21 protein-coding genes and 2 tRNA genes are annotated in these 24375 nt (G+C 32.4%); 11 read left to right on the forward strand and 12 right to left on the reverse strand.

The window, feature by feature from the left end; translation table 11 throughout:
* Positions 1 to 52 precede the first annotated feature (52 nt).
* From NLG42_RS08530 to map, 4 genes are all read right to left on the reverse strand, one after another.
* A complete protein-coding gene (locus NLG42_RS08530) occupies positions 53 to 2953 on the reverse strand; it encodes a DEAD/DEAH box helicase (protein ID WP_257683488.1) in 2901 nt (966 codons plus the stop codon).
* A gap of 129 nt (positions 2954 to 3082) precedes the next feature.
* Positions 3083 to 3856 (reverse strand): class I SAM-dependent methyltransferase, encoded by a 774-nt coding sequence (locus NLG42_RS08535; RefSeq protein WP_089058314.1) that lies wholly within the window; start codon positions 3854 to 3856, stop codon positions 3083 to 3085.
* 81 nt (positions 3857 to 3937) lie between these two features.
* Positions 3938 to 4312 carry a GxxExxY protein gene (locus tag NLG42_RS08540; RefSeq protein ID WP_099720236.1) on the reverse strand — a complete coding sequence of 125 codons (375 nt, stop codon included), beginning with the start codon at positions 4310 to 4312 and terminating at the stop codon, positions 3938 to 3940.
* 69 nt (positions 4313 to 4381) lie between these two features.
* Positions 4382 to 5200, reverse strand: a complete 819-nt coding sequence (gene map / locus NLG42_RS08545) for a type I methionyl aminopeptidase (protein WP_089058210.1) — start codon at positions 5198 to 5200, stop codon at positions 4382 to 4384.
* Positions 5201 to 5411: 211 nt separating this feature from the next.
* Here map and NLG42_RS08550 point away from each other — a divergent pair, with 211 nt between their 5' ends.
* Entirely contained in the window at positions 5412 to 6665 is a 1254-nt protein-coding gene (locus tag NLG42_RS08550; protein ID WP_089058211.1) for a DUF445 domain-containing protein, read from the forward strand.
* A 93-nt stretch (positions 6666 to 6758) separates the two neighbouring features.
* Here NLG42_RS08550 and NLG42_RS08555 read toward each other — a convergent pair whose 3' ends face one another.
* The 5 genes from NLG42_RS08555 to gpmI form a co-directional block, all read right to left on the reverse strand.
* Positions 6759 to 8147, reverse strand: a complete 1389-nt coding sequence (locus tag NLG42_RS08555; protein WP_257683489.1) for a TolC family protein — start codon at positions 8145 to 8147, stop codon at positions 6759 to 6761.
* Complete coding sequence (locus NLG42_RS08560) at positions 8147 to 9493, reverse strand: HlyD family secretion protein (protein ID WP_089058212.1); 1347 nt, start codon at positions 9491 to 9493, stop codon at positions 8147 to 8149. The genes NLG42_RS08555 and NLG42_RS08560 overlap by 1 nt, the downstream gene beginning before the upstream one ends.
* Entirely contained in the window at positions 9487 to 11157 is a 1671-nt protein-coding gene (locus tag NLG42_RS08565; RefSeq protein WP_089058213.1) for a peptidase domain-containing ABC transporter, read from the reverse strand. Before NLG42_RS08565 ends, NLG42_RS08560 begins: the two co-directional genes overlap by 7 nt.
* A gap of 16 nt (positions 11158 to 11173) precedes the next feature.
* On the reverse strand, positions 11174 to 11845 hold the full coding sequence (locus NLG42_RS08570; protein ID WP_089058316.1) for a TetR/AcrR family transcriptional regulator: 672 nt from the start codon (positions 11843 to 11845) through the stop codon (positions 11174 to 11176).
* 124 nt (positions 11846 to 11969) lie between these two features.
* Positions 11970 to 13487, reverse strand: coding sequence for a 2,3-bisphosphoglycerate-independent phosphoglycerate mutase (gene gpmI, locus NLG42_RS08575; RefSeq protein WP_089058214.1), 1518 nt, complete (start codon positions 13485 to 13487; stop codon positions 11970 to 11972).
* A gap of 522 nt (positions 13488 to 14009) precedes the next feature.
* Between gpmI and NLG42_RS08580 the strand changes: the two genes are divergently transcribed.
* Positions 14010 to 14735 (forward strand): murein L,D-transpeptidase catalytic domain family protein, encoded by a 726-nt coding sequence (locus NLG42_RS08580; RefSeq protein WP_257683490.1) that lies wholly within the window; start codon positions 14010 to 14012, stop codon positions 14733 to 14735.
* Here the strand turns inward: NLG42_RS08580 and NLG42_RS08585 are convergent.
* Together NLG42_RS08585 and NLG42_RS08590 are read right to left on the reverse strand one after the other, a co-directional pair.
* Positions 14724 to 16307: a L,D-transpeptidase family protein gene (locus NLG42_RS08585; protein ID WP_257683491.1), complete on the reverse strand. Its 1584-nt coding sequence runs from the start codon at positions 16305 to 16307 to the stop codon at positions 14724 to 14726. The genes NLG42_RS08580 and NLG42_RS08585 overlap by 12 nt on opposite strands.
* A gap of 1 nt (position 16308) precedes the next feature.
* A complete protein-coding gene (locus NLG42_RS08590) occupies positions 16309 to 16746 on the reverse strand; it encodes a GNAT family N-acetyltransferase (protein ID WP_099720233.1) in 438 nt (145 codons plus the stop codon).
* Positions 16747 to 16882: 136 nt separating this feature from the next.
* On the opposite strand from NLG42_RS08590, the gene NLG42_RS08595 reads away from it, so the two are divergent.
* Positions 16883 to 16955: transfer RNA gene (locus NLG42_RS08595), tRNA-Gly, on the forward strand.
* Between the two features lie 107 nt (positions 16956 to 17062).
* Positions 17063 to 17135: transfer RNA gene (locus tag NLG42_RS08600), tRNA-Gly, on the forward strand.
* Between the two features lie 135 nt (positions 17136 to 17270).
* Here the strand turns inward: NLG42_RS08600 and pepE are convergent.
* Positions 17271 to 17978, reverse strand: a complete 708-nt coding sequence (gene pepE / locus NLG42_RS08605; RefSeq protein WP_257683492.1) for a dipeptidase PepE — start codon at positions 17976 to 17978, stop codon at positions 17271 to 17273.
* Positions 17979 to 18141: 163 nt separating this feature from the next.
* Between pepE and NLG42_RS08610 the strand changes: the two genes are divergently transcribed.
* The 7 genes from NLG42_RS08610 (at position 18142) to NLG42_RS08640 (ending at position 24375) form a co-directional block, all read left to right on the forward strand.
* A complete protein-coding gene (locus NLG42_RS08610) occupies positions 18142 to 18909 on the forward strand; it encodes a carboxypeptidase-like regulatory domain-containing protein (RefSeq protein ID WP_257683493.1) in 768 nt (255 codons plus the stop codon).
* Positions 18896 to 19657 (forward strand): carboxypeptidase-like regulatory domain-containing protein, encoded by a 762-nt coding sequence (locus tag NLG42_RS08615; protein WP_257683494.1) that lies wholly within the window; start codon positions 18896 to 18898, stop codon positions 19655 to 19657. The genes NLG42_RS08610 and NLG42_RS08615 overlap by 14 nt, the downstream gene beginning before the upstream one ends.
* Positions 19658 to 19679: 22 nt before the next feature.
* On the forward strand, positions 19680 to 20372 hold the full coding sequence (locus tag NLG42_RS08620) for a carboxypeptidase-like regulatory domain-containing protein (RefSeq protein ID WP_257683495.1): 693 nt from the start codon (positions 19680 to 19682) through the stop codon (positions 20370 to 20372).
* A complete protein-coding gene (locus NLG42_RS08625) occupies positions 20362 to 21117 on the forward strand; it encodes a hypothetical protein (protein WP_089058318.1) in 756 nt (251 codons plus the stop codon). The genes NLG42_RS08620 and NLG42_RS08625 overlap by 11 nt, the downstream gene beginning before the upstream one ends.
* The gene (locus tag NLG42_RS08630) at positions 21117 to 21620 is read left to right on the forward strand and encodes a DUF6702 family protein (RefSeq protein WP_089058221.1); all 504 of its coding nucleotides are present in this window, start codon (positions 21117 to 21119) and stop codon (positions 21618 to 21620) included. Before NLG42_RS08625 ends, NLG42_RS08630 begins: the two co-directional genes overlap by 1 nt.
* 66 nt (positions 21621 to 21686) lie before the next feature.
* The gene (locus tag NLG42_RS08635) at positions 21687 to 23924 is read left to right on the forward strand and encodes a M1 family metallopeptidase (RefSeq protein WP_089058222.1); all 2238 of its coding nucleotides are present in this window, start codon (positions 21687 to 21689) and stop codon (positions 23922 to 23924) included.
* Positions 23925 to 24027: 103 nt separating this feature from the next.
* Positions 24028 to 24375 (forward strand): Sec-independent protein translocase subunit TatA/TatB, encoded by a 348-nt coding sequence (locus NLG42_RS08640; protein WP_089058223.1) that lies wholly within the window; start codon positions 24028 to 24030, stop codon positions 24373 to 24375.

Raw genomic sequence — 24375 nt, forward strand, 5'->3', positions numbered from 1 at the left:
AATATAACAATTTTATGTAACGAAAAATAGACTGTTTTATTGGTTTAACGTATTAAGAATTTAAAATGTACTCTAAATTAGCTTCGATTTCGTCATTGATATAACTTTCTTCTAAAAGCGAATCAGACAGCAGTTTTTTGTTTTCCTGCAGCTTGATTATTTTTTCCTCAACCGTATTTTTCGAAATAAATCGTATAACATTGACTTTGTTAAGCTGTCCAATTCGGTGCGCACGACCAACTCCTTGTTTTTCAGCAAAAGGATTCCACCACGGATCTAAAAATAAAACATACGAAGCTTTGGTGATATTTAATCCAACGCCGCCGGCTTTAAGTGAAATAAAAAACAACAAAGGATTTTCTTTTTCCTGGAACAGTTTTACCTGCTGCTCTCTTTTATGAGCAGGAGTTTCGCCTGTAATTTCACAATACTCTATTTTGCTCTCCTTACACCAATCAGTGTAGAAACTTAGATTCGTAACGAATGAACTAAAAATGATCGCTTTTTGTTTTCCTTTTACTAAAGTTTCTAAATAATTTGTGACAGCGATATATTTTCCAGAATCGATTTCTGAATCCTTATCTACCATTTTCGGGTGATTACTTAATTGTCGCAGCTTCATCAACGTATTGATAATGCTGATTTTGTCAGGACTTGAACCATCAGTTTTAAGTAAAAAATTACGCGCTTTTGATTTTTCTTTTTCGTATAATTTTTCCTGTTCAGGATCCATATTGCAGTAATAAATCTGCTCCGATAATTCAGGTAAATCTTTTAGAACCTGTTCTTTAGTTCTTCTTAGGATATAAGGCTGAACGAGGTTTTTTAGCTCAGACAAAATATTTTCATCTTGTTTTTTTTCAATCGGAATTTTAAAATTAGCTGCAAAGAAATTATAACTGCCCAAAATATCTGGATTTATAAATTGCATCTGTGACCATAAATCGTCCAGCGAGTTTTCAATTGGAGTACCGCTCAAGGCGATTTTATGAGCCGTTTCAATTTTATTTATAGCTTTAAAAATCTTAGAATCTTTGTTTTTTATGTACTGACTTTCGTCCAAAATTAAATAACGAAAATCATACTTTTCTAAAATTGCAATATCGCGATGAATAATGCTGTAGCTCGTAAAAATTAAATCAGTTGAGGCTAATCTGCTGGCTAATTGTTTTCTGTCATTACCCACATATTGCATTTTTGAAAAATGCGGAGTAAATTTCCCTGATTCATTATACCAGTTAAAAACCAATGAAGAAGGCAAAACAATTAAAGCTTTAAGTGGTTCTCTTTCTATCGTAGTTTCATTGGCAAACAAATCAAAATTTGTGGTTTTTGTTGTAAAACCTAATTGTTCCTGAACTGCAACTAAAACGGCTAACGTTTGCAATGTTTTTCCAAGTCCCATGTCGTCGGCAAGACAAGCGCCCAAATTAGAGTTGTGGTGACCTAAAAGCCATTTTACGCCGTCAATTTGATAAGGTCTTAAAGTTGCTTTTAGTAACTCAGAAGAGGTATATTCAGCTTTGTGAATAACTTCGTTTTTGATTTCTGTAATGGTGTCTAATGCCGCAAAATTACTTTTACGCAAAAGCAGATTTCCATTTTCTGTTTTAGCTAATTTGGCCAGCGAGCTGTATTTACTGAACCATTCTAGCGGAATCAAAAAATAGTTTCCGTCAGGCAGTAAAAAGAGTCTTTCTTTATTTTTTATATTGGGAATGATTTCACTAAAATTGATCGTATACGAACCAATTGTGATGATTATTTTGATGTCAAACCAGTCTCCAGCAGTTTCCTTTGAAGTTAAAACGGAATGATTTTCGGTAATAATTTCTTTACTTTCCAGTTTTAGATTTTCAATTGTAAAACCCAAACTTTCAAGTTCCTCTTTATGATCAATAATGAATTGAATATTGAGATAAGGATCTGGAGTTTCTATTGCAGCATTTAATCCAAATAATTCATTTTTGATTTTTGTTAAACCAAGTTCAAGCAGTTTTTCTGTATATAAAGTTTCGTCAGAACTTCGTTTAAACTGAATAACTTTAGGTTCGCCTGCAGCGTTGAAATCTACAAATGAATGTGTTTTTTTTGTTTTACCTGCGTCAAATGTATAACCGTTATAGTCAAAATAAAGGTTGAGGTAATAACAGTTTTTGAAGAAATCATAAACGGGCTGAATCGTGCAGGAAAGAATCTTGTCACGATTTTCAACCTCAAAACCAGTTGCTTCGATGTCGATTTTTTTAGCTATTTCAGGAATGAAATTCTTGAAAAAATTATCGACTAATTTAGAAGGTATTTCTATTGATTTTTTAGTTAAAAAAGGCTGTAGTTTTTTAGTGTTAAGATCTTTCAGCTGTCCTAATTTTTTATTGATAATCAGCCAGCCTGGTTCATTCAAAAGAATATCAATCTTACTGTTCATCGGTAGAAAAACAGTTTCATTTTCCTTTAAAGAAAGAGTATAAGTGATTCCTTCAGAATGTTTGTCAAACTGAATCAGCGGTTCAAAATACAGCGGATTTACATCAACTCTGGAACGATAAAAATCCTTCTCAGGACCAATGTCAATAGACAGCGGAAATTGTTCTTTTACAATTAGATTATAAAATGAACTTAGATTAAAATTTAAATACTGACGAATGGCAAAATCAATTTTAGAATCTTTTTGTAAATCAGTAATGGTTTTTGCCGATTTTACTTTTGAGCTGAATTTTTTGAAAATGAATTCCAATTTTAAAGACTCGCAGGCAGTCAGTATTTTTTTTGTGTTAGAATCTAAGCTTTCAAATGCGATTCCAAAACTTTCAAGTACTTCTGTGCTTGCTTTTTTGTTTAAATATTTGATTTCGCTATTATTTTCAACAATATATGCTGTTGGAAGATAAGTGTTCAGGTTTTTTTCAAAACTGATGTCAAAACAAAATTGAAATGATTTTGCAGGTTCCAAGGTTTGAGATTTGGTTGGGTTGTAATTGGATAAATAGTCTAAAAATTAAAAACTTTTCAAAGTATTGCTATTTTGAAAAGTTTTTTAATGAAATTTAATGACTTGTATACTGTAAAGAAATTGTTTTCTTTAGTTTTCTGGTTTGAAGCAAAGCGGGATAATTTCTCCTTTTGCCAAACAATATTTTTCTACCAGTTCTGGTGTAATTTTATTAGTGTAATCTTCTTCAATTACAATAAAACCAATGCTTCTTAATTTGTCGAAATAATCACGTCCGTAAATGCGAACATGATCGTATTGTCCAAAAATTCTAGCACGTTCTTTTTGATCTGTAATCGAATCATCAGCAAATGTAACTTCACGAGATAGATCTTGTGGAATTTGAAGAATTGCCATTCCGCCAGGTTTTAAAACTCTAAATAATTCCTGCATTGCTTTTGTGTCGTCTGGAATATGTTCTAACACGTGATTGCATAAAATCACATCGTATTCGTTGTCTTTAAAAGGTAAGTTGCAAATATCTGCTTTTACATCTGCCAAAGGCGAAAACAAATCGGTTGTTGTATAATCAAGATTCTTCTGCTTACGGAAAAGTTTATAAAAAGCTTGTTCCGGAGCAAAATGAAGTACTTTTTTTGGTGCTGTAAAAAAATCAGTTTGATCATTTAAGTACAACCAAAGTAATCGGTGTCTCTCTAGCGAAAGTGTACTTGGCGAAAGTACATTATTACGTTGTTTTCCGTATCCATAAGGCAAAAACGATTTGAAGCTTTTTCCGTCAATAGGATCAGTGAATTTAGTTCCTTTCAGCGATAAAGCTAAAATAGGACGTGCCACGTAACTCAAACGAATTAATATAGGTCTTGGAATAGTATTTAAAACTAATTTGAAAAGTTTTTTCACAGTTAAATAAATTTGAACACGAATTTCACAAATTGACACGGATTAATGTTGTGGTGAAATTTCACGAACTTTTAATTTGGGTTAAAGTATTATTCTTTTGTATTTAAGGCTGTCTTCGCCAAAATTGACTAACAAACCTAATTTGTTTTTTGATGCTGCTAAATAATTTAAGGTCTGCTTAATTTCACTTGTTGATAAAGCTGCGATTGCTTTGAGTTCTAAAATAATTTCGTCGAAAATAACAAAGTCAGCAAAATAATAACTAGGCAATATTATGTCTTTGTACGTAATATTATATTTTAATTCACGATTATAAGGGATTTCATTTCGTTGGAATTCATATTCTAAAGCATCGCCATAAACCTTTTCATTGTGTCCTTTCCCTAAAATTTTATGGACTTCCATACAGATTCCAATAATTTTATAAGACTCATCTCTTAAATATAAATCACTCATTATGCATCAACTTTTTTATTTTGTGAAATTTCGGCAAAGTATATTTCGTGCTAATTCGTGAAATCTGTGTTATAAAACAAGCGGCACTTTTCTAAATTCGTCTTCTTCATTGCTTTCGATTCCTAAAGCTTTGTAGATATATTGAAAAGTAGATAATAATTCAGGTTTACCATCAACTAGTGCAACGTCATGTTCGAAATGTGCACTGGCTTTCCCATCTGCAGTTGTAATTGTCCAGCCGTCTTTATGCTGCTTAATGTTTCTGGTTCCAAGGTTAATCATTGGTTCAATTGCAACGACCATTCCTTCAACGAATAGTTTTCCACGACCGCGTTTTCCGTAGTTTGGCATTTCTGGTTCTTCGTGCATTTTTTGCCCAACACCATGTCCAACTAGTTCACGAACAACTCCGTAACCATGAGCTTCTGTATATTTTTGAATCGCATTTCCAACATCTTCAACACGATTTCCTGCTTTAAATTCTCTAATTCCAACATAAAGAGATTCCTTAGTTACCTGCAAAAGTTTTTTAACTTCAGGTGCAACTTCTCCAATTTCGAAACTATAAGCGTGATCTCCGTGATATCCATTTTTAAATGCTCCGCAATCTACCGAAATTACATCACCGCTTTTTAGAGGAGTGTTATTTGGAATTCCGTGAACAACCTGAGAATTTGGACTCATACAAAGTGAATTAGGAAAATCATATAGTCCTAAAAAGCTTGGAACGGCACCGTGATCACGGATAAATTCTTCGGCTAATTTGTCAAGATATAATGTTGTAACTCCTTCTTTAATTTCAGAAGCAATCATTCCTAATGTTTTTGATACGATCAAAGCACTTTCGCGCATTAATTCGATTTCTTCTCTAGTTTTTTGGATAATCATATTTTTCCCATTTTCAGTTCGCAAAAGTACAATTTTATATTATTTTTTTCGCCACGAATTTCACGAATTATCACTAATTGTATTGTGTTTAAAAATTCTCTCAAATTTTAATTCGTGATAATTCGTGAAATTCTGGGCTTTTAAAAAGAAAGTTGAAAAGATCTGATGTCTCAGAAAAAAGCCATAAATTAGTAATAAAATGTCAATAATCATGGAAATTTCGACTGATCAGGATATTGCAAAAGTAAAAGCATTAAAGAAAATGAAGAGAAATGCTTTGTTGCTTTTGGGTATTGCCGTTTTGCTGTTTGTAGTGGCAATTTATTTTAAAATCCCAATGCTTCAGGCGTTCAGCGAGGCAGCGATGGTTGGCGGAATTGCTGATTGGTTTGCAGTTGTGGCTTTGTTTCGTCATCCGCTTGGAATACCAATTTGGCATACAGCTATAATTCCGACCAAGAAAAATGAGATTGGAGAGAATCTTGGAAATTTTGTTTCAGAAGAATTTCTAAATCGTGAAAAATTAGAGATTAAATTGGAAGAATTCAATTTTGCATCAAAAGCATCAGATTGGCTTTCACAGCAGGAAAATGCAGATAAAATTGCAAATGTTGTTGCTGTAAATATTATTCCAGGAGTTTTAAGAACTATAAAAGACGAAGATGTAAAGCGGTTTATTCAGGTTCAGTTTGCAGAAAAACTAGAAGGAATTAATTTTGGAGATTGGGTGGCTTTGGCTTTAGAACCTTTACAAAAAGGAAATGTAAAAGATCAATTATTGACGAATCTTTTGACGGTTATGAGTGCTGAATTGACAAATAATAAAGACTTGATTCGGAAAAAAGTAAAAGCGTCAACTCCGTTTCTGAGTTTTGGTCTTGCTGATAAAAGTATTACTGAAGGTGTTTTTAATGGATTACAAGATTTCTTGAATGAAGCAAAAAATCCAGAAAGTGCTGTACGAATTAAAATAGATGAATACGTTTACAATTTTTTAGAGAAGGTCAAAAATTCTGAAGAAATGAGAGTTAAGATCAATAATATGATTTTAAGTTTTGTGGGCAAAAAAGAAGTTCAGGATTATATTAATGGGATTTGGGATGAAATAAAGCTTTCGATTTCTAATGATTTGAAAAAAGGGGAAGATTCGTCTATTAAAAATAGTATTGCTGGATTAATTCAAAGTTTCGGAAACGGAATAAAGGAAGATTCGCATATGATTGATAAGATCAATAATTTTATTAAAAATGATCTTTTGTCTGTTCTTTTGAATAATAAAAAAGTTATAGGCGATTTGATTTCTTCAACCGTAAAAAGTTGGGATGGTAAAGAGGTTTCTGAAAAACTAGAATTAGAAATTGGTAAAGATCTTCAATATATCAGAATCAACGGGACTTTGGTTGGCGGACTTATTGGTCTTGTAATTTATGCTGTCGAATGGACGTATCATTATTTTATAGTTTAACCAATTATTTTAAACCATATAAGTGATTTTAAGTTGCTGCATTTTTTGTTTTTATTTAAATGAGCTTATATCACTTATATGGTTGAAGTTTTGTCAATCAGGATTTGCCATGATTTTGAAAAGCTCAGAATTAGAGATATAAAAACGGTTTTCCAGCGCTATTGAAGCAAGTTTTGCACTTACTAAATTGTTCTCACGAGTGTTAATCAAAAACAAAGAGCTTTCTCCAAATGAGAATAAACGCTCTTCAGAATTTAACATTGTCAGGTTGTTTTCGACTAAATCTTTAGCTAGTTTTTTCTGTTTTATAAGCGAATTGATTTCTATTTTTTGAGCACTGATTTTGTTAGTCAATTGTGTTTTTTCTAATGCTAATGCAAATTCGTTTTCCTGTAGTTTGTATTTTGCTAATTTCAAACTTCCTCTTTCTTTTCGCAGAAATAAAGGAAAGTAAAATTCCAGACCAATTTTGTAATCGTCAAATTTATAATTGTCGATGTAATTTGGTTCCGATAAATAAGCGTAACCAATGTTTATTTTTGGCAGCAGCATATTTTGCTTTAGATCTTTTTCTACATTCAAGATGTCTATTTTGTTCTGCATCGCATTTAGTTTTGGATGCGTTTCTAAAGTGAAATCTTTTTGCAAAAGATCGTTTGTTTTTAGCGTTTCCTGCAATGTGCTTTCCAGCGTGCTTTCTGGTATAAGTTCATCTGAAATTTCGAGGGGAATATTGTTGTCAAGCCACATGAAATTTGATAATTCCAGTTTTGCTTTTGCTAATTTTAATTTAGAATCTTCAAGGCTCAAAGCTCTGTTTTTTACAATAATTCCTGCTTCAATACTGTCAATCGCAGGTTTGTCGCCTTGATTTATCAAAGATTTAATTCCTTCCAAACGTATTTCGGCATTTTTATTATAAGTCTCATACAGTTTCATTTCTTCAAAATTCTTTTTCCAATTGAAATAAGCAAGAGAAGCATCATATAAAACGCTGACAGCCTCAAGTTTTCGTTCAGACTCACTTAGTTTTATCTGAATTTTTGCTTTACGAACATCTGCCATTCGTTGATTAATGAATAGTCCTTGTCCAACAGGAACGCTGATTCCAAATGAAGTTAAACCTTGATTAGGTGTTGTGTTTTCAGGATTAAGATAAACACCTTCATTGTTGTCAAATCCAGCTTTTAGCTCGATTCCGTACCAAGTTGGGATTTTAAAACTGCTGTTTAAAATAGAATAATATTCTTTGTCTTTAAACTTTTTTTGACTAAAATCGACTTCAATTTTTGGATCAAAACCACCTCTTGCCATCATTAAATTGGCTTGCGCTTTACTGATTTCTAAATTGGCATTTTTTACCAAAGGATGGTATTTTTTTACATATCCAAGAAACTCATCATAGGTGAGTTCTTTAGATATGGGCTGCTGGCCAAAAACCGTACAGCTCAAAAATAGAAAAGCTATAAGTATCCGTTTCATTATTTTTTCTCTTTAGTTGCTTTTTCGCCAGTTTTGTAATAGTTAGGAGGGAAACCATTTAAAGTTCTCCAGATTTCGAACCAAATTGGCACCGTATCTAGTAAAGCAATTGTTTGCGCGCCAGAACCAATGCTTAATTGTTTAGGCCAATGTGCTTCATCAGGATCCGGAGCAATTAAAACTCTATATTTTCCATTACTGCTTATAAAGTTTTCTATCGCCACGACTTTTCCTCCAAAAGTTCCGTAGGATATATCCGGCCATCCTGAAAATACAATTGTTGGCCAGCCGTCAAACCAAACACGGACTTTTTCGCCTTTTTTAATCAAAGGCAGATCAATTGGGTTTACATAAGTTTCTACAGCAAGATCATATTGAGAAGGCATTATTGTTACAATTGGAGTTCCTTCTTTGACCGTTTCGCCTAAACCTGCTTGCAAAGCGCGGTTTATATAGCCGTCTTGTACTGCCTTAATGTAATACATGCCATTTCTTAAGCTGTAATTCGTGTATTGATTTTCAAGTTTACTAACTTGAGCCTCAGTGTCAAACTTGTTGCTTAACGTGGTAAATTGATCACTTTTTGCTTTAGCTGCTTTTTCAGCATATTCAGCCGAAATTCGGTTAACTTCAACTTTAGCGTTTATGTATTCATTTTTACTGGATAAAAACTTATTCTCCTGTGTTATGATTTTTGCATCAACATCTTGCAGTTTTAAACGTTTCTCTTCAACATCTGTAAGCGGTTTTAAACCTTCTTTGTTTAATTGAACAGATCGGTTGTATTGCGTATTTGCAATTCGAAGCTGTGTTCTTGCAGCGACAAGATCAATGCTGTCGCTTTTTATTTTTAAAAGAGATTGTCTGACTTTGTTTCTAGCTTGTTCTAGTTTTAGTCTCTTTTCATTTTCAATCGCCTGAATTTGACTCGAAAGAGTTTGCACTTTTTCATCGTATGATTCTAGAGAGTTTTTCTTAGCTTCTACCTGATTTTTGGTGTTTTCGACCAAATTAGGATCCATGTAATCCTCTTTTATTTCAGAAATAAATAAAATAGTATCTCCCTTTTTTACAAAATCACCTTCTTGTACATACCATTTTTCAATTCGACCAGAAATAACACTCTGAATCGATTGTGGTCTTTGATTAGGCTTTAAAGTTGTTACAGATCCTGATCCAGAAACATTTTGTGTCCATGGCAGAAAAAGAGCAGTTATTCCTAAAATTGAAGTACCTATTATAATCTTATTTAAAATTTTATAATGAGTTCTGTTGCTTAGGTTTTTTACAGTCTCGTATCGTTCAAGAGATTGCAGCTTGGTTTTATTGTCAGAAATGTTTAGCATGGCATATCGTTTTTTTGATCAAGTAGAATAAGACCGTTTTGCATTGTAATTTGTCGTGTCGATTTTGTTTTCCAATGCGGATTTTTGGATGAAACAATAATCGTCCACTTGTTTTTATCTGAAGTAATAAAATCTATAATTTCATTAGCAACACTTTCGTCCATAGTATCAGTTGGGTCTTCATAAAAAAGTATTTTTGGTTTATGAATTATACTTCGAGCTAATAATATTTTCTGTGCATTAGAAGAGGATAGTTGTCTTCCTTCTGGATAAATATGCGTATCTAAGCCTTTTGGCAGAAGTTTTATAAATGAACTCAGTTGTACTCCGTCAAGCGCCCATTTTAAATCTTCGGTACTTATTGAAGGATCATTAAAAGTTATGTTCTCTAAAATTGTTCCTTCAAAAGGTGTTTCATTATGAATGATATTGCCAATTTGCGAGCGATATTGTTTAATGTTTATTTTTCTAAATGTGTCGTCATTTATATAAAAAGCGCCAGAACTTTGTTTTAATAAACCAGATAATAATCGGATAAGAGTTGTTTTTCCAGAGCCATTTTCACCTTCAATAACAATTTTTTCTCCTTGATTTATTTTTAACGTTATAGAATCTAATGCGTTTATAGGCGAATCAGGGAATTTAAATTTTAAATTTTCAGTTTCCAAAGTGATATTAGTGTAGCAATTATCGCTTTCAGAATCTATGTTTTCTTCTAATTCTAAATCAGTTACCTGTCCTATTTTTTCAACAGCTGTTAAGACATCATAGAAACTTTCAAGTCCAAGAATAATCTTTTCGACAGAATTTATTACTAATAAAATAATGATTTCGGCAGCAACAAATTGACCAATATTCATTTCCTGACTTAATACAAGATATCCTCCAATAGATAATAAACTTGCAGTAATGATAATTTTGAAAAGAATTAGCTGTGTAAATTGCTTTTTGATGATGCTAAAATGTTTCTCACGATAATTAAGATAGTTTGTTACTATTTTATTATTCTTTTGAAGTGCAAAATCATAGTTTAATTGATTTTTGAAACTGAAATTATTACGTGCCATTTCTTGCAGCCAGCCAGCCACTTTGTACTTGAATTTTGATTCTTTTAAACTCGTTTCTAGTCCAGAGTTATAGGAGAATTTGAAGATAAAATATAACAGTAGAAACAGTAAAAGACCAAATACAATAAAATAGGGATGATAGAGAGATAGTAATATAAGTCCAAAAATAATTTGAAGCAGTGCAGCAGAAAAATCAGTTAGCAATTTTGAAGTTCCTTTTTGAATAGTTAGCGTATCAAAAAAACGATTTGTTAGTTCCGGCGGATAAGTACCGTATAATTCCTCAGATTTTATTTTGGGTAAACGAGCTGCAAATTCAAACGAGGCACGAACAAATATTTTTTGCTGTAGGTTTTCAGTAATTCGCAATTGCATAAAAGCTAAAACCCCAACAAGAGCTACTCCGGCAACCACTAGAATAATAAGTACGATCCAAGATGCACTTACTCTGCCAGATTGTATAAAAGCTATAATTGCCTGAATTCCTAAAGGAAGTGATAAACTGATTAAACCCGCAAAAATGGCATAGAAAAAGAGTTGGTAAATGTCTTTTTTGTCTAATTCAAGTAAATTGTAAAATCGTTTTAAAGGTGTCATGTTGATTTTTTTATAGTTAGCGTAAAACGTTTTCTGCTAGATTAATGTAAAATTGTGTGGTTGTCACAGTTTCATTGCAATTGGTAATTGTTTTTAAATGATCTGTTAAAAAGTGCTGATGCAGGCTTCCTTCAACAATTGTTGAAACCAGAGATTTGGCATATGGATAATCTGGATTTACCTCTTTTACAATGGCAACAATCCTATTGATAACCCGTTTGTAAATTAAGAAAAACCCTTCTTTGTTTTCCTGATCAACTTCTTTAGTATGAAGTGTTTTTGTAAATTCAGCAATTATTATCTGATTTAAAACAGCTTCATTTATATGGTCTGTCGAAACATCATCCGTTATTTTTTCTGTAACTAATGTGATAGCTTTTCTTAGTTTTTCATTTTTATCCATAATATTCGTGGTAGTGAATACTAATTTGTATTCAATCCAGCTCCAATACCAAGAAGATAGATAAACTAAGAGCTTATGCTTATTTTCAAAATAACGATAAATCGAACTCTCGTTTGATCCTATTTTTTCTCCTAATTTTTTAAATGTAAAATTATCAAAACCAATGGTATCAATAAGCAGAATACTCTGTTCGATTATTTTTTTTCCCAGCGCCGATGTTTCTGGATCTTTTACATAGATCTTTTCGTTTACTTGGATTTTTAGATTCGATAGTATAATTTCCATAAAAATTATTTTAAATGCAAAGATAATAGTATTACTATTAATAAAGAACATTTAGCTTTTATTTTTGCAAAAAAAAAAGCTGCTCTTGAATTAGAGCAGCTTTTAAAAATTATTTAAACGGAGTTTACAGTAATGAATGACAAGTCATTGCATTTGGTTGTGGTACTCCCATTAATTCTAAAATAGTTGGAGCAATATCTCCTAAAACACCATTTTGAATGTTCTTTAAATCCTTATCAACTAAAATAATCGGCACTGGATTTGTTGTGTGTGCTGTATTTGGACTTCCGTCAGGATTAATCATTGTTTCGCAATTTCCGTGATCGGCAATTACAATTGTAGTATAATTGTTTGCAAGAGCAGCTTCGATAACTTGTTTTACGCAAGCATCAACAGCCTCGCAAGCTTTGATAGCGGCGCTCATAATTCCTGTATGACCAACCATATCACCGTTTGCAAAATTCAAACAAACAAAATCTACTTCGCCTTTATTTAATTCAGGAACAAGTGCGTCTGTAAGTTCATAAGCGCTCATTTCTGGTTGTAAATCGTAAGTTGCTACTTTTGGTGAATTTCTTAAAATACGAGATTCGCCTTCAAAAGGAGTTTCTCTTCCACCAGAGAAGAAAAATGTTACGTGAGGATATTTTTCAGTTTCAGCAATACGAATTTGTTTTTTGCCTGCTTTTTCTAAAACTTCACCAAGAGTTTCGGTAATATTATCCTTGTTGTAAACCACTTTTACATTTTGGTATGTTTCGTCGTAGTTTGTAAGCGTAACATAATACAAGTTTAATTTGTGCATGTTTTGCTCGTGAAAATCTTGTTGTGAAAGCGCTTCAGTAAGTTCGCGTCCTCTGTCAGTTCTAAAATTGAAGAAAATAACAACATCGCCTTCTTCAATTGTTGCAAGAGGTTTTTCGTTTTCATCTACCATAACAACAGGCTCGATGAACTCGTCTGTTATGTTTTTTTCATAACTCTCAAGAACGCTTGCAACTGCATTTTTTGATGGAGTTCCAACTGCGTTAACAACTAAATCGTAAGCTAATTTTACACGTTCCCATCTTTTGTCACGATCCATTGCGTAGTAACGACCAATGATCGAAGCGATTTTTACAGGAGTATCTTTAATATAATCTTCTAAATCATGAATGTATTTAGCTCCAGATTTCGGGTCAACATCACGTCCGTCAGTAAAAGCGTGTACGTAAACTTTGTCTAAACCATATTCTTGCGAAGCATCAATTAAACCGCGCAAGTGAGAAGTGTGAGAGTGAACACCACCGTCAGAAACTAATCCTAAAAAGTGTACTTTTTTATTGTTTTCTTTAGCATAAGTAAAAGCGTCAATCAAAACCTGTTCTTTAGCAAGTGTTTTGTGGGCTACTGCTAAATTAATTTTGGCTAAATCCTGATATACAATTCTTCCAGCGCCAAGATTCATATGTCCAACTTCGCTGTTTCCCATTTGCCCTTCAGGTAAACCAACATTTAAGCCGTCAGTACGAAGTTGTGCGTTTGGGTAATCTTTATAAAGGCTGTTTATAAAAGGAACATTTGCATTGTCTATTGCAGATACTTTAGGGTCAGGAGATTTTCCCCAACCATCTAAAATCATAAGGATAACTTTTTTGTTCATTACTTTTTGTTTTTTACAAAGATAAGTCATTTCTAAAATTTGCGTGAAAGCATTGTTACATTTATGTTTAATAAAATGAAGCGTATTAAAAAATAATAATTTAGTTATAGAAGCCTTTATTTTTTAAAATTAATTCACGCTAAGCTCCTTTTCTGAACTTATTTTTGACAGCATAAAAGTGTTGAAATGGTATACGGAGTTTTAAAGGGAAGATAATATTGTGATTTTTTGTAAAATATCGGTATACTTTACTTTTCTCTTTGTCAATTGTTTATGTTTTGTTTCGGAAATTATACTCCTGATTACTAAAAGAAAAGCGTTTAATTGTGTTTTCTTTAAGAATTTGCGCAGGAATCTTTGTGTTTTAGGGAGAAGTAAATATCTTACAGGAACCCCTTTTTTTATGTTAATTATGTTAAAGTTTGAATAAAAAAGGCTTGATTTTCAGGCTTCTATTTTGACGACTGTAAATAATTTATATTTTTGCCATACCCAGATTTTTTATTAACCTAAAGAAATTCAATGATTTACAAAATTTATCCACTGCTTGTGTTTTTATTATTATCTTTTGGCGAAGATTCAAAAAACACACCCGAACTTAAGAATACAACGAATAAAAACATTGCTAAGGTTGAAAAGAACCTTACAGTTGATGCAAAAATCAAAAGTATTTATAAAACATTAGATACTAACAATTTTAATGTTCCAGAACTTAAAACTTTTACAGAAGCTTTAAAAGGTTTTTATCTTTTAAAGGAAAGAGGGATTGTTCAAAAAAACATTTTAACATTAATTGACTTTAGTTTGTCATCAAACACCAAACGTTTGTGGGTGATTGATATGACAACGAATAAAATTCTGTTCAATTCGTTAGTTGCACATGGTAGAAATACTGGTGAAGAATTTGCATCGGCATTTTCAAATATAAATTCATCATTTAAAAGCAGCTTAGGTTTTTATGCTACAGGTGAAATTTACCGAGGAAAACATGGAGCTTCATTACGTTTAGATGGTTTAGAAAGAGGTTTGAATGACAATGCTCGCGAAAGAGGAGTGGTGATGCATGGAGCTGATTATGTTTCGGAATCTTTTATTAGAGATCATAAAAGGTTAGGAAGAAGCCAAGGTTGTCCTGCTCTTCCGGTTGAATTGACAGATGAGATAATTGAAACGATAAAAGATAAATCATGTTTGTATATCTATCACCCATCAAGAAGTTTTACGATGGAGGAGAGGCTAATTTCTTAGTTTAGCGTACAAATCTGAATCTAGATTATAAATATCAGCTCTAAAAATGAGCTGATTTTTTTTGCTCCAAGCAGTCCAATACCATTGATACAATGCATATTTTTTAGTAATTCTTGCGCTAGTTGTTTTTTTGGAAGCAATTATAGTATCAATTTTTTCTTTTGAAAACTTTTCAGAATCATCCAGAATATGCTCTGCTAATTCCAGTGGATTTTCAACACGGATGCAGCCAGAGCTTAAGGAACGATTGTTTCTTCCAAAGTAATTTCGATGGTTTGTATCATGCAGATAAACACTATGGCGGTTTGGGAATAAAATTTTCATTAAGCCTAATGAATTATTGTATCCAGGACTTTGGATATAACGATAGTTGTTAGGTTTGTTTTCGTTCCACGCCGTTGGTTCTACTTTATTTCCGGCAGTATCATAAATAGTAATGCTTTTATTAGCCAAATAGTTTCGATTGCGTTTCATTGCCGGAACCACATCTTCCTTTAGAATTGTTGGAGGAACGGTCCATGTCGGATTGAAAACAACTGTTTTTAGTACAGAGGTAATAATTGGTGTTTTTCTTTTGCTTGTTCCAACAACAATATTTCTCGATAAAATAGTATCTTGATTCTCGACAACATCTAAACTGTAATTTGGAATGTTGATAATGAAATATTCTTCGGCTAAATCAGTAGGGAACCATCTCCATCGCTCTAAATTGACAATAATTTGTTGTCTCCTTTTTTCTTTAGAATAGTTTAAAGCATTTATAGTTCCTTGTCCTATTACTCCATCAGGAGCCAGTCCGTGTCTTTCTTGGAATTTTTTGACTGATTCAAACGTTTTTTGATTGTAAATGTTTGTAAGGCTGTCTTTTCCTGACATATCATTCCAGAATAAAAGCCTTTTCTTTATGTTTATTAAAGCAGAATTTGTGTCGTTTAAAGTGATTTTTTCAAGAGATTGAATGTTTTTTATTTCGTCATCTGGAAAAGTTTTAATGATTTTCAATGCCTGTAACAGCTGCTTATAAGTTTGCGATTTTGGATGAATGTTGTCAACAATACTGTCTAATTTATCTTTGTTAAAAGCTTTAATTAGAACATTATTTACATCAAAAGTTTTCTCATCTAAATCCCAATCAGTGTATATTTTTTTAGGATCAAGTTTGCCTTTGTAAAGATGATTTAAATATTTTTCAAAGTTATAAGTCAGTAATACATCATAAGCAGCCAAGTCAGAATCGCTCAGAGAGCCGATTTTGCTTTCGAACTTTTTTAATTTAGATACTTTATAGTCTTCAGGATTTAATCCTAATTCATCTGACTTTTCTAATTGCGATAGGATATAATTTCTCTTTTTTAGATTTCCCCAAACCGTTTTGTTTTCAGAAGAGTTGTAGAATTGTTTTAAAGTTTCACTTTTAAAAGTACCAATTAGTGCAGTATCAATTTGTACTGTTCTTTCATCAGTAAGTATGATCGCTGGAGCTTTTTTTACAACAACAGGTATGATTTTAGGAGTATCTTTTTTACAACTAATCAAACTGCATAATACTAATAAAAGGTAAAATTTTTTCATTCTATATTTTTTTAAACATCAAATAATGTTCTCCAACATCTTTTATTTCAAATGGTTCGCCAAGAACTTCGTAGTTCATTCTTTTGTAAAAACCTACCGCTGCGGTTCTGGCGTTAAACCAAATCAAATCAACTTTGTTTTGTTTACAATAGTCTTCGCAATGTTTTACTAAAGCTTCTCCGAATCCTTTTTTTTGGTGATTCTCTAAAATTGCCATGCCGCGAATTTGACCCTGTAAATTTTCGGCAAATATAGGGTTGGATTGAGTGAATAATGAAATAATTCCTGTTAAATTTTCGTTTTGAAACAAGCCAAAGTGATGAGTCGTTTCTAAATCGTCTCCTTCAAAGATGCAGCTTTCTATGGGTTTTCCTTTTCTTAAAACTGGTTGGCGGACAATATAGGTTTCTTTTGAGGGGATTTCTTTGATGATATTCATGATTTTTGAAAAATAATTGTTTTTATAACTTTTTAATTTTAAATGTGTTATAAATGAATGTTGATTTTAGTTGATTTTTTTTGCGAAAAAGCTTGTTTTGAACTTAACTTATTTTCTATATTTGCACCACAGTAATGCGAAAGTAGCTCAGTTGGTAGAGCTCCAGCCTTCCAAGCTGGTTGTCGCGAGTTCGAGCCTCGTCTTTCGCTCTAAAAAACCGAAATTTAATCGTTTCGGTTTTTTTACCAAAATTAAATAATTTTTTGATTTTTATTTTTTAGAATGATTTAATTGTTTATATTTGCACCCTGTTAATGCGAAAGTAGCTCAGTTGGTAGAGCTCCAGCCTTCCAAGCTGGTTGTCGCGAGTTCGAGCCTCGTCTTTCGCTCTTCAAAAGCCTCAAACATTGTTTGAGGCTTTTTTGTTTTTAAGCTAAATGTAAATTCAATACTTTAAATTCCAAATCCCAATTTTATATTTATTCCTTTAGTTTTGGAATCTGGAATTTAAAATATTTAATTTTTTACTTTAAATTACTTAAGTCGCTTTCAGTTTCTAGTTCTGTCGGCGTTTCGTTTTGTAAAAATAAACGCGCTTGTAAACTTCCTTTTAAAGTTATTTTTTCGCCTTTTACTTCCAGCCAGCTGCCTTCTCTTAAACATAAAACCGGAATCGAATTAAAAGCATGAAATTCTTTTATTCTTGTTTCGCGTGTTTCACCCATGTGTTTAGAGTTTAAATCGGGATCTAAATAATGTGGATTTAGGTTGAATGGAATTAATCCTAAAGTTTGAAAACTTGGCGGATAAATAATAGGCATGTCGTTAGTTGTCTGCATAGACAGCCCGCAAATGTTGCTTCCGGCGCTTGTTCCAAGATATGGAGTTCCATTTTTTACAGTTTCAGCAAGCAATTGCATAATGTTGTTTTTGTACAATTGCGTAACAAGTAAAAAAGTATTTCCTCCGCCTGTAAATATTCCTTCGGCATTTTTTAAGGCGTTTTCAGGACTTTCAAATTCGTGAATTCCTTGCAGTTTTATATTGATTGAAGCAAAAGCCTGTGCAGCTTTTTGCGTGTATTCGTCATGAGAAATTCCGCCTGGACGTGCATACGGAATAAATAATATGCTTTTACAGTTTTTAAAATGTACTTGCAATGTAGGTAATAAGTATTCTAAATAGCTGCCTTCGTGTAAAGTAGAGGTGCTTGCAATGATAATGCTTTTCATAATTTTTAAACTCTGGTTTTGTATGTTAAAGGTATTAAAAATCTAGCTTTCTGCATGTGTTTAACTTTGGTTAATTAACATATTTTTACCAACTCATTAATATTAAATTTGGAATACATTAGGATATTTTTACCTTTTTAATAAAATTCTAAGATTTTTTATTTTGATTACAAAAGTTGTATGTTTTTTTGTTGCTGTTATGAGTCAAAATGTATGGTCTCAAAATCAAGAACGCTCTGTTTTGAATGGAAAAATCATTGCTAATACCAATGATTTAGAGGGAGTTTATGTTGTAAATACGCAAACAGAAGCAATGACTACTACAGATGCTTCTGGTGCTTTTTCGATTATGGCAAAAGCCGATGATACGCTTGTTTTTTCATCTATACAATTTAAAGAAAATAGAGTCTCACTGTCTGCGGCTAATTTTACAGATTTAAACTTTACGGTAAAAATGAATATGGTGATGAATCAGCTGCAGGAAGTAGTTGTAAAGAGATACGATAGGATAAATGCTGTTTCTTTAGGAATTGTTCCAGAAGGGCAGAGAACATATACAAGTGCGGAGAGAAAATTGAGAACAGCTTCGGCATTAAATGCTTCGGCAAATGGAGGAACAATGGCTGGAGGTTCAATTTCTGCAGATCCTTTGCTGAATATTTTTTCCGGTCGCACAGCAATGCTTAAAAAAGAAGTCGCTGTCGAGAAGAAAGAAGCTTTTATGAGACTTTTGGAGAATATGTTTAGTATGGATCATTTTATTAATAGATTGAAAATTCCGCTTGACTATGTAAAAGGGTTTGAATATTATGCTGTAGATAATGAAAAATTTACGGCTATTTTGAATTCGAAAAACAAAACTTCTGTTGAGTTTTTGTTAGGTGAGCTGGCAGTAAAATACAAAGAGATAATCGCGGGTGAAAACAAATAGTAGTTTGCTTCTTATATTGTTTGTTCAAATAAGTTTTGGACAAGAAACGGTTTCGAAAGAAATTTCGGGGCAAATTTTAGAACCGTCTATTTCGGTTGAAGGAGTAAATATTATTAATATCGCGACTCAGGTAACATCTGTTTCTAATGCTGATGGAAAATTTTCTATAAAAGTAAAAGAAGGAGATGTTTTAGTTTTTTCGGCTATAAATTTGGAGTCTCTAAAATACCGAATTACAAATGCCGATTTTAGTTTGGCTTCGGTACAAATTAAAATGAAAACAAAGCAGACAGAATTGAGTGAAGTTGTTGTGAATAAATATGCTCATATAAATGCTGTGAATCTTGGAATCGTTTCGAAAAATCAAAAGAAATATACCGCTGCTGAAAGAAAATTGGCTGTTGCCGGGGATTTTAAACCTATTTCTCTTTTAGGATTATTAGGAGGTTCAATGCCTCTTGATCCTATTTTAAATAAAATAAATGGACGGACTAAAAACTTGAAAAAGAATATTGAAGTCGAGAAAAAGGAAGTCAGCATAGTACAACTGGGATATTTATTTGAACAGGCTTATTTTGTGGATCGTTTAGGTGTTTCTTCTGAATATGTTACAGGTTTTAAATATTACCTTGTTGAGAATGAAGAAGTCGTTTCTCTTTTGAGAAGCAAAGAGAAGTCTAAGCTGGAGTTTTTAATAAACGAGCTGGCGGTAAAATACAAAGAAATAATAGCAAGTGAACTTAAGTAATACTTTATATATAACCTTTTTTATGTGCTTTGTTCAAATTTGTTTTGGGCAAAACAGCAATGGAAAAGTAATTTTGGGGCAAATATTTGAACAATCTACTCCAATCGGCGGTGTAAATGTTATTAATAATAATACGCAGATTGCGACTGTTTCTGATGATGATGGGCGTTTTTCAATTTCGGTAAAAGAAGGAGATGTTTTGGTGTTTTCGGCAGTAAATTTAGATCCTGTAAAACGTCGGATTACAAATGGTGATCTTAGTTTGAGTTTGCTTTCGATTAAAATGACAGCAAAAGAAATTGAATTAAAAGAAGTTGTTGTAAATGATAATTACGGTATTACGGCTGAAAATTTAGGAATTGTACCTCATGGACAAAAAACGTATACGCCGGCAGAAAGGAAAGTTTATACGGCAACTTCAACCTCGGTGGATAAAATATTAAATGGGATTTCGGGGCGGACTGCAATGCTGAAAAAGGAGATAAATGTTGAGAAAAAAGAGATGCTTTTTAGAAAAATAGAATATCTTTTTGATGAGAACTATTATACTGAAAGATTAAAAATCCCTGTTAATGATATTAGAGGATTTCAATTATTTTGTGTAGATGATACTGAATTTGCCGTATCTTTGAATACTAAGAATAAAACAATGAGTATGTTTTTAATTACTGATTTAGCCCGTAAATATCTTATAATCCTTGAAAATGAAAAATAAAATTACAATTGTTGTTATCTGCTTGTTTTGTCAAGTAATGTTTGGTCAAAATAATCCAAGAACCTCTTTGCATGGTCAGGTTGTTAATGGGTCGCTTGCTATAGAAAGCGGTTATGTTATGAATGTAAATGCTAAAATTAGAACATTTATTGGTTCTGGCGGGTTGTTTGATATTATGGCAAGACCTAAAGATACGCTGTTGTTTACTGGTTTAGCTTTTCAATCAAAGAAAATTGTTTTAACAGAGAAAGACTGTTCTCAAATTCTTTTTTCAGTGCCATTAGATTTGGTAAGTAATGAATTGAAAGAAGTTTTAGTTCGAAAAGATTTAAAAGTTAAAGCTTTTCAAGGCGGAAACTCACAGACTCTTGTCGATATGCAGTTTGAAGATGATAAGCAGTCTACAGCAAAGAATACTGTAATGTACTCTGATCAAACAATTAAATACGGAACTGATTTCGTTAGAATATTTAAGGATGTAAAAAAACTTCTTTCTAAAAATAAAGATGTAAAAGAAGAAGTGATATCTGATATTGCTTTTGTAGAATATTCTAAAGCTAATTTTAAACCAGATTTTTATACAAAAACTTTAGGTTTGAAACAGGATGAAATTGATTTATTTTTAATGTATTGCTCTAATGATCCTGAATCTAAAAGGCATCTTAAGCCAGAAGAAAAATTTGAATTGATCGATTTTATGATCAATAAGAATAAGGAATTTAAAAAGGTGAATTCTCCGCAGTAATGAAAAAAAGGTTCGTTTATCCTTTAATAGGTATATTATTTCTTTCGCTTTCCGCTTTTGCCTTTCATAAGTTTTATGTAGGTGTTTTTCAGGTTGAATATGCGGCAGAAAAGAAAATGATTCAGATTACATCTCGAATTTTTATTGATGATTTGAATAATGGTATGGAGAAAAAATACCATAAAAAAACATTTGTAGGCACAGAGCGTGAAACTCCTGCAGATGCAGATCTTCTTAAAAAATACCTTTCCGAAAATTTTTCGATTAAAGTAAACGGACAGGCAAAACCAATCACTTTTTTGTCTAAAGAAGTTGAAGGAGATGTTTTGGTTTGCTATTCCAAAATAAAAGATGTTGAGAAGTTTAAGACGATCGAAATTGTAAACACAGTTTTGGTTGATTGGAATGCTGAACAGCAGAATATTACACATGTAACTGCATTTGGAACTAAAAGGAGTGTGCTTTTTACTCCGTCTTCGAGGAAAGAATTGTTAAAATACTAATTTATAAGTTAAATAAGTATATTAATTATTATTTTCACACCCAGATATAATTACCATTAAATTTTTATGAAAAAACTTTCATTATTATTAATTTTTCCTGCTATGTTAATTGCTCAGGAAAAAGGAACAGCACCAAGACAACAAGGTAAATACGATACTAATAAGTTTAGTCAGATGTACGATTTGCTGGCAACACCAAATATGTTTCGTACAGCATCTGGTGCACCTGGACCGGCATATTACCAGCAGCAGGCAGATTATAAGATTGATATTGAATTAGACGATAAAAAATCAAAATTAAGTGGTTATGAAACAATTACTTATTCTAACAATTCGCCAGATAGTTTAGAATATTTATGGGTGCAATTAGATCAAAACCAAGCTAAAGCTAATACACAGACTTCATTGGCTGAAGGTGAAAAGATTAATCAAGTTTTACCGCTTGAAGGTTTTTCTAATAAATATTTAAAGAAAGATTTAGAACGTGGTTTTAATATTGAGCAGGTAAAAGATGCAAAGGGAAATCCAATGTCTTATACGATCAATGAAACTATGATGCGAATTAATCTGGTTTCACCTTTAAAACCAGGAGAGAAAATCGTATTCTCAGTAAAATGGTGGTACAATATCAATAATTATAGAAAAGAAGGCGGACGTTCAGGTTATGAATTGTTTGAAAAGGATGGGAATAAATTATATGTAATTGCTCAGTTTTATCCAAGAATGGCAGTTTATAATGATGTTGAAGGATGGCAGAATATGCAGTTTTGGGGAAGCGGAGAATTTGCGCTGCCTTTTGGGAATTTTGATGTAAATATTACAGTTCCTGCAGATCACGTAATTGATGCAACTGGAGAATTAACAAATAGAAGTGAAGTTTTTACGGCAGAACAAGTTAAGCGTTACGAACAGGCTCAAAAATCATTTGATAAACCTGTTGTAATTGTTACACAAGCTGAAGCAGAAGCAGCAGAAAAAGGTTTTTCTGAAAAGAAAAAAACTTGGAAATTCAGCGCTAAAAATGTTCGTGATTTCGGAATTGCATCTTCAAGGAAATTCATCTATGATGCGATGGCTGTAAAATTGAACAATAAAATTGTAATGGCAGAGTCTGTTTATCCAAAAGAATCAAATCCGCTTTGGGGAGAAACTTCTACCATGACAGTTGCACATACTTTAAGAAGTTATTCAGCGCACACTTTTGATTATCCTTACCCGAAAGCAGTATCAGTTTCTGCTGAAGATCAAGGTATGGAATATCCGATGATTTGCTGGAATTACGGACGACCTGATGAAAATGGGGTGACTAGTAAAGAGGTTAAAAATGGAATGATTGGCGTGGTTATTCATGAGGTTGGGCACAACTTTTTTCCAATGATTGTAAACTCAGATGAGCGTCAATGGACTTGGATGGATGAAGGTTTAAATTCCTTTTTAGAATATTTGGCTGAGCAGGAATTAGATCCAACGTTTCCTTCAAGACGCGGACCTGCAAAAAATATTGTTCCTTACATGAGCGGCGATCAAAAGTTTTTAGAGCCAATTATGTCTAACTCTGAAACAATTCACCAGTTCGGAAATAACGCTTACGGAAAACCTGCAACAGGTCTTAATATTTTAAGAGAAGTTGTTATGGGAAGAGAGTTGTTTGATTATGCATTTAAAACATATGCAAATAGATGGAAATTTAAACACCCAACACCTGAGGATTTCTTTAGAACAATGGAAGATGCTTCGGCTGTAGATCTAGATTGGTTCTTTAGAGGTTGGTTTTATTCAACTGATTTTGTTGATATTGGAATTAAAGATGTTAAGCAATATTATGTTTCTGATACTCCAACGGCAGATATTAAAGATGTAAAAGTTAGAAAAGGTCGTTTTGGTTTTGAAAAAGGTCCTTTCGTATACTTAGTTTCTGGAGATAATGCGGAAGTAAACTCTTCTAAGAAAAAAGCATTAGATGTTGAAGATATTAAACCACTGGCAGATTATGTTGATCAAACATTTACTGCTGAGGAAAAAGCAAGTATAAAATCACCTAAATATTTTTATGAAGTTGAGTTTAATAAGCCAGGAGGTATGATTATGCCAATTCTTGTTGAAATAACTTATGAAGATGGGACAAAAGATAATTACAAATATCCTGCACAAATTTGGAGAAAAAACAATGATACAGCTAAGAAAGTGTACGCAGTTTCAAAAGCAATAAAAAGCATTCAAATAGATCCAAAATTATTAACTGCAGATATTGATGTAACTAATAATTCTTGGCCAAAAGTAGAACAAAAGTCAAAATTTGACTAAGAATAAACCTAAAAGACTCTGAGAAGAGTCTTTTTTTTTAAGGAAATTTTAAAACGGCACGCTGCAAAATTTAATATCTTTGTGGCACACAAAAATAAAAGTTATGTTTGGTATAGGAGGAGGAGAATTAATTTTCATACTGTTTATAGTATTAATGCTTTTTGGTTCTGATAAAGTGCCCGAAATTGCTCGTACTATGGGTAAGGCAATGGCTCAGTTAAAAAATGCAACCAACGATATTAAAAGCGAAATTCAAAAAGGAGCAGAGGCCAATGGTCTTGATACAAAATCTTTGACTGATATAACAGGTAATATCAATGCACAGATAAATGATGCAAAATCAAATATATTAGGAGATACTGGAAATCTGCTTGGAGATACTGCAACAGAAATCGATAAGGTAAAAGAAGATATAGATTCAATTTCAGGACCAGTAAAACGTCAAAGGTAA

This window comes from Flavobacterium plurextorum (assembly GCF_024638035.1).
Taxonomy (GTDB): domain Bacteria; phylum Bacteroidota; class Bacteroidia; order Flavobacteriales; family Flavobacteriaceae; genus Flavobacterium; species Flavobacterium plurextorum.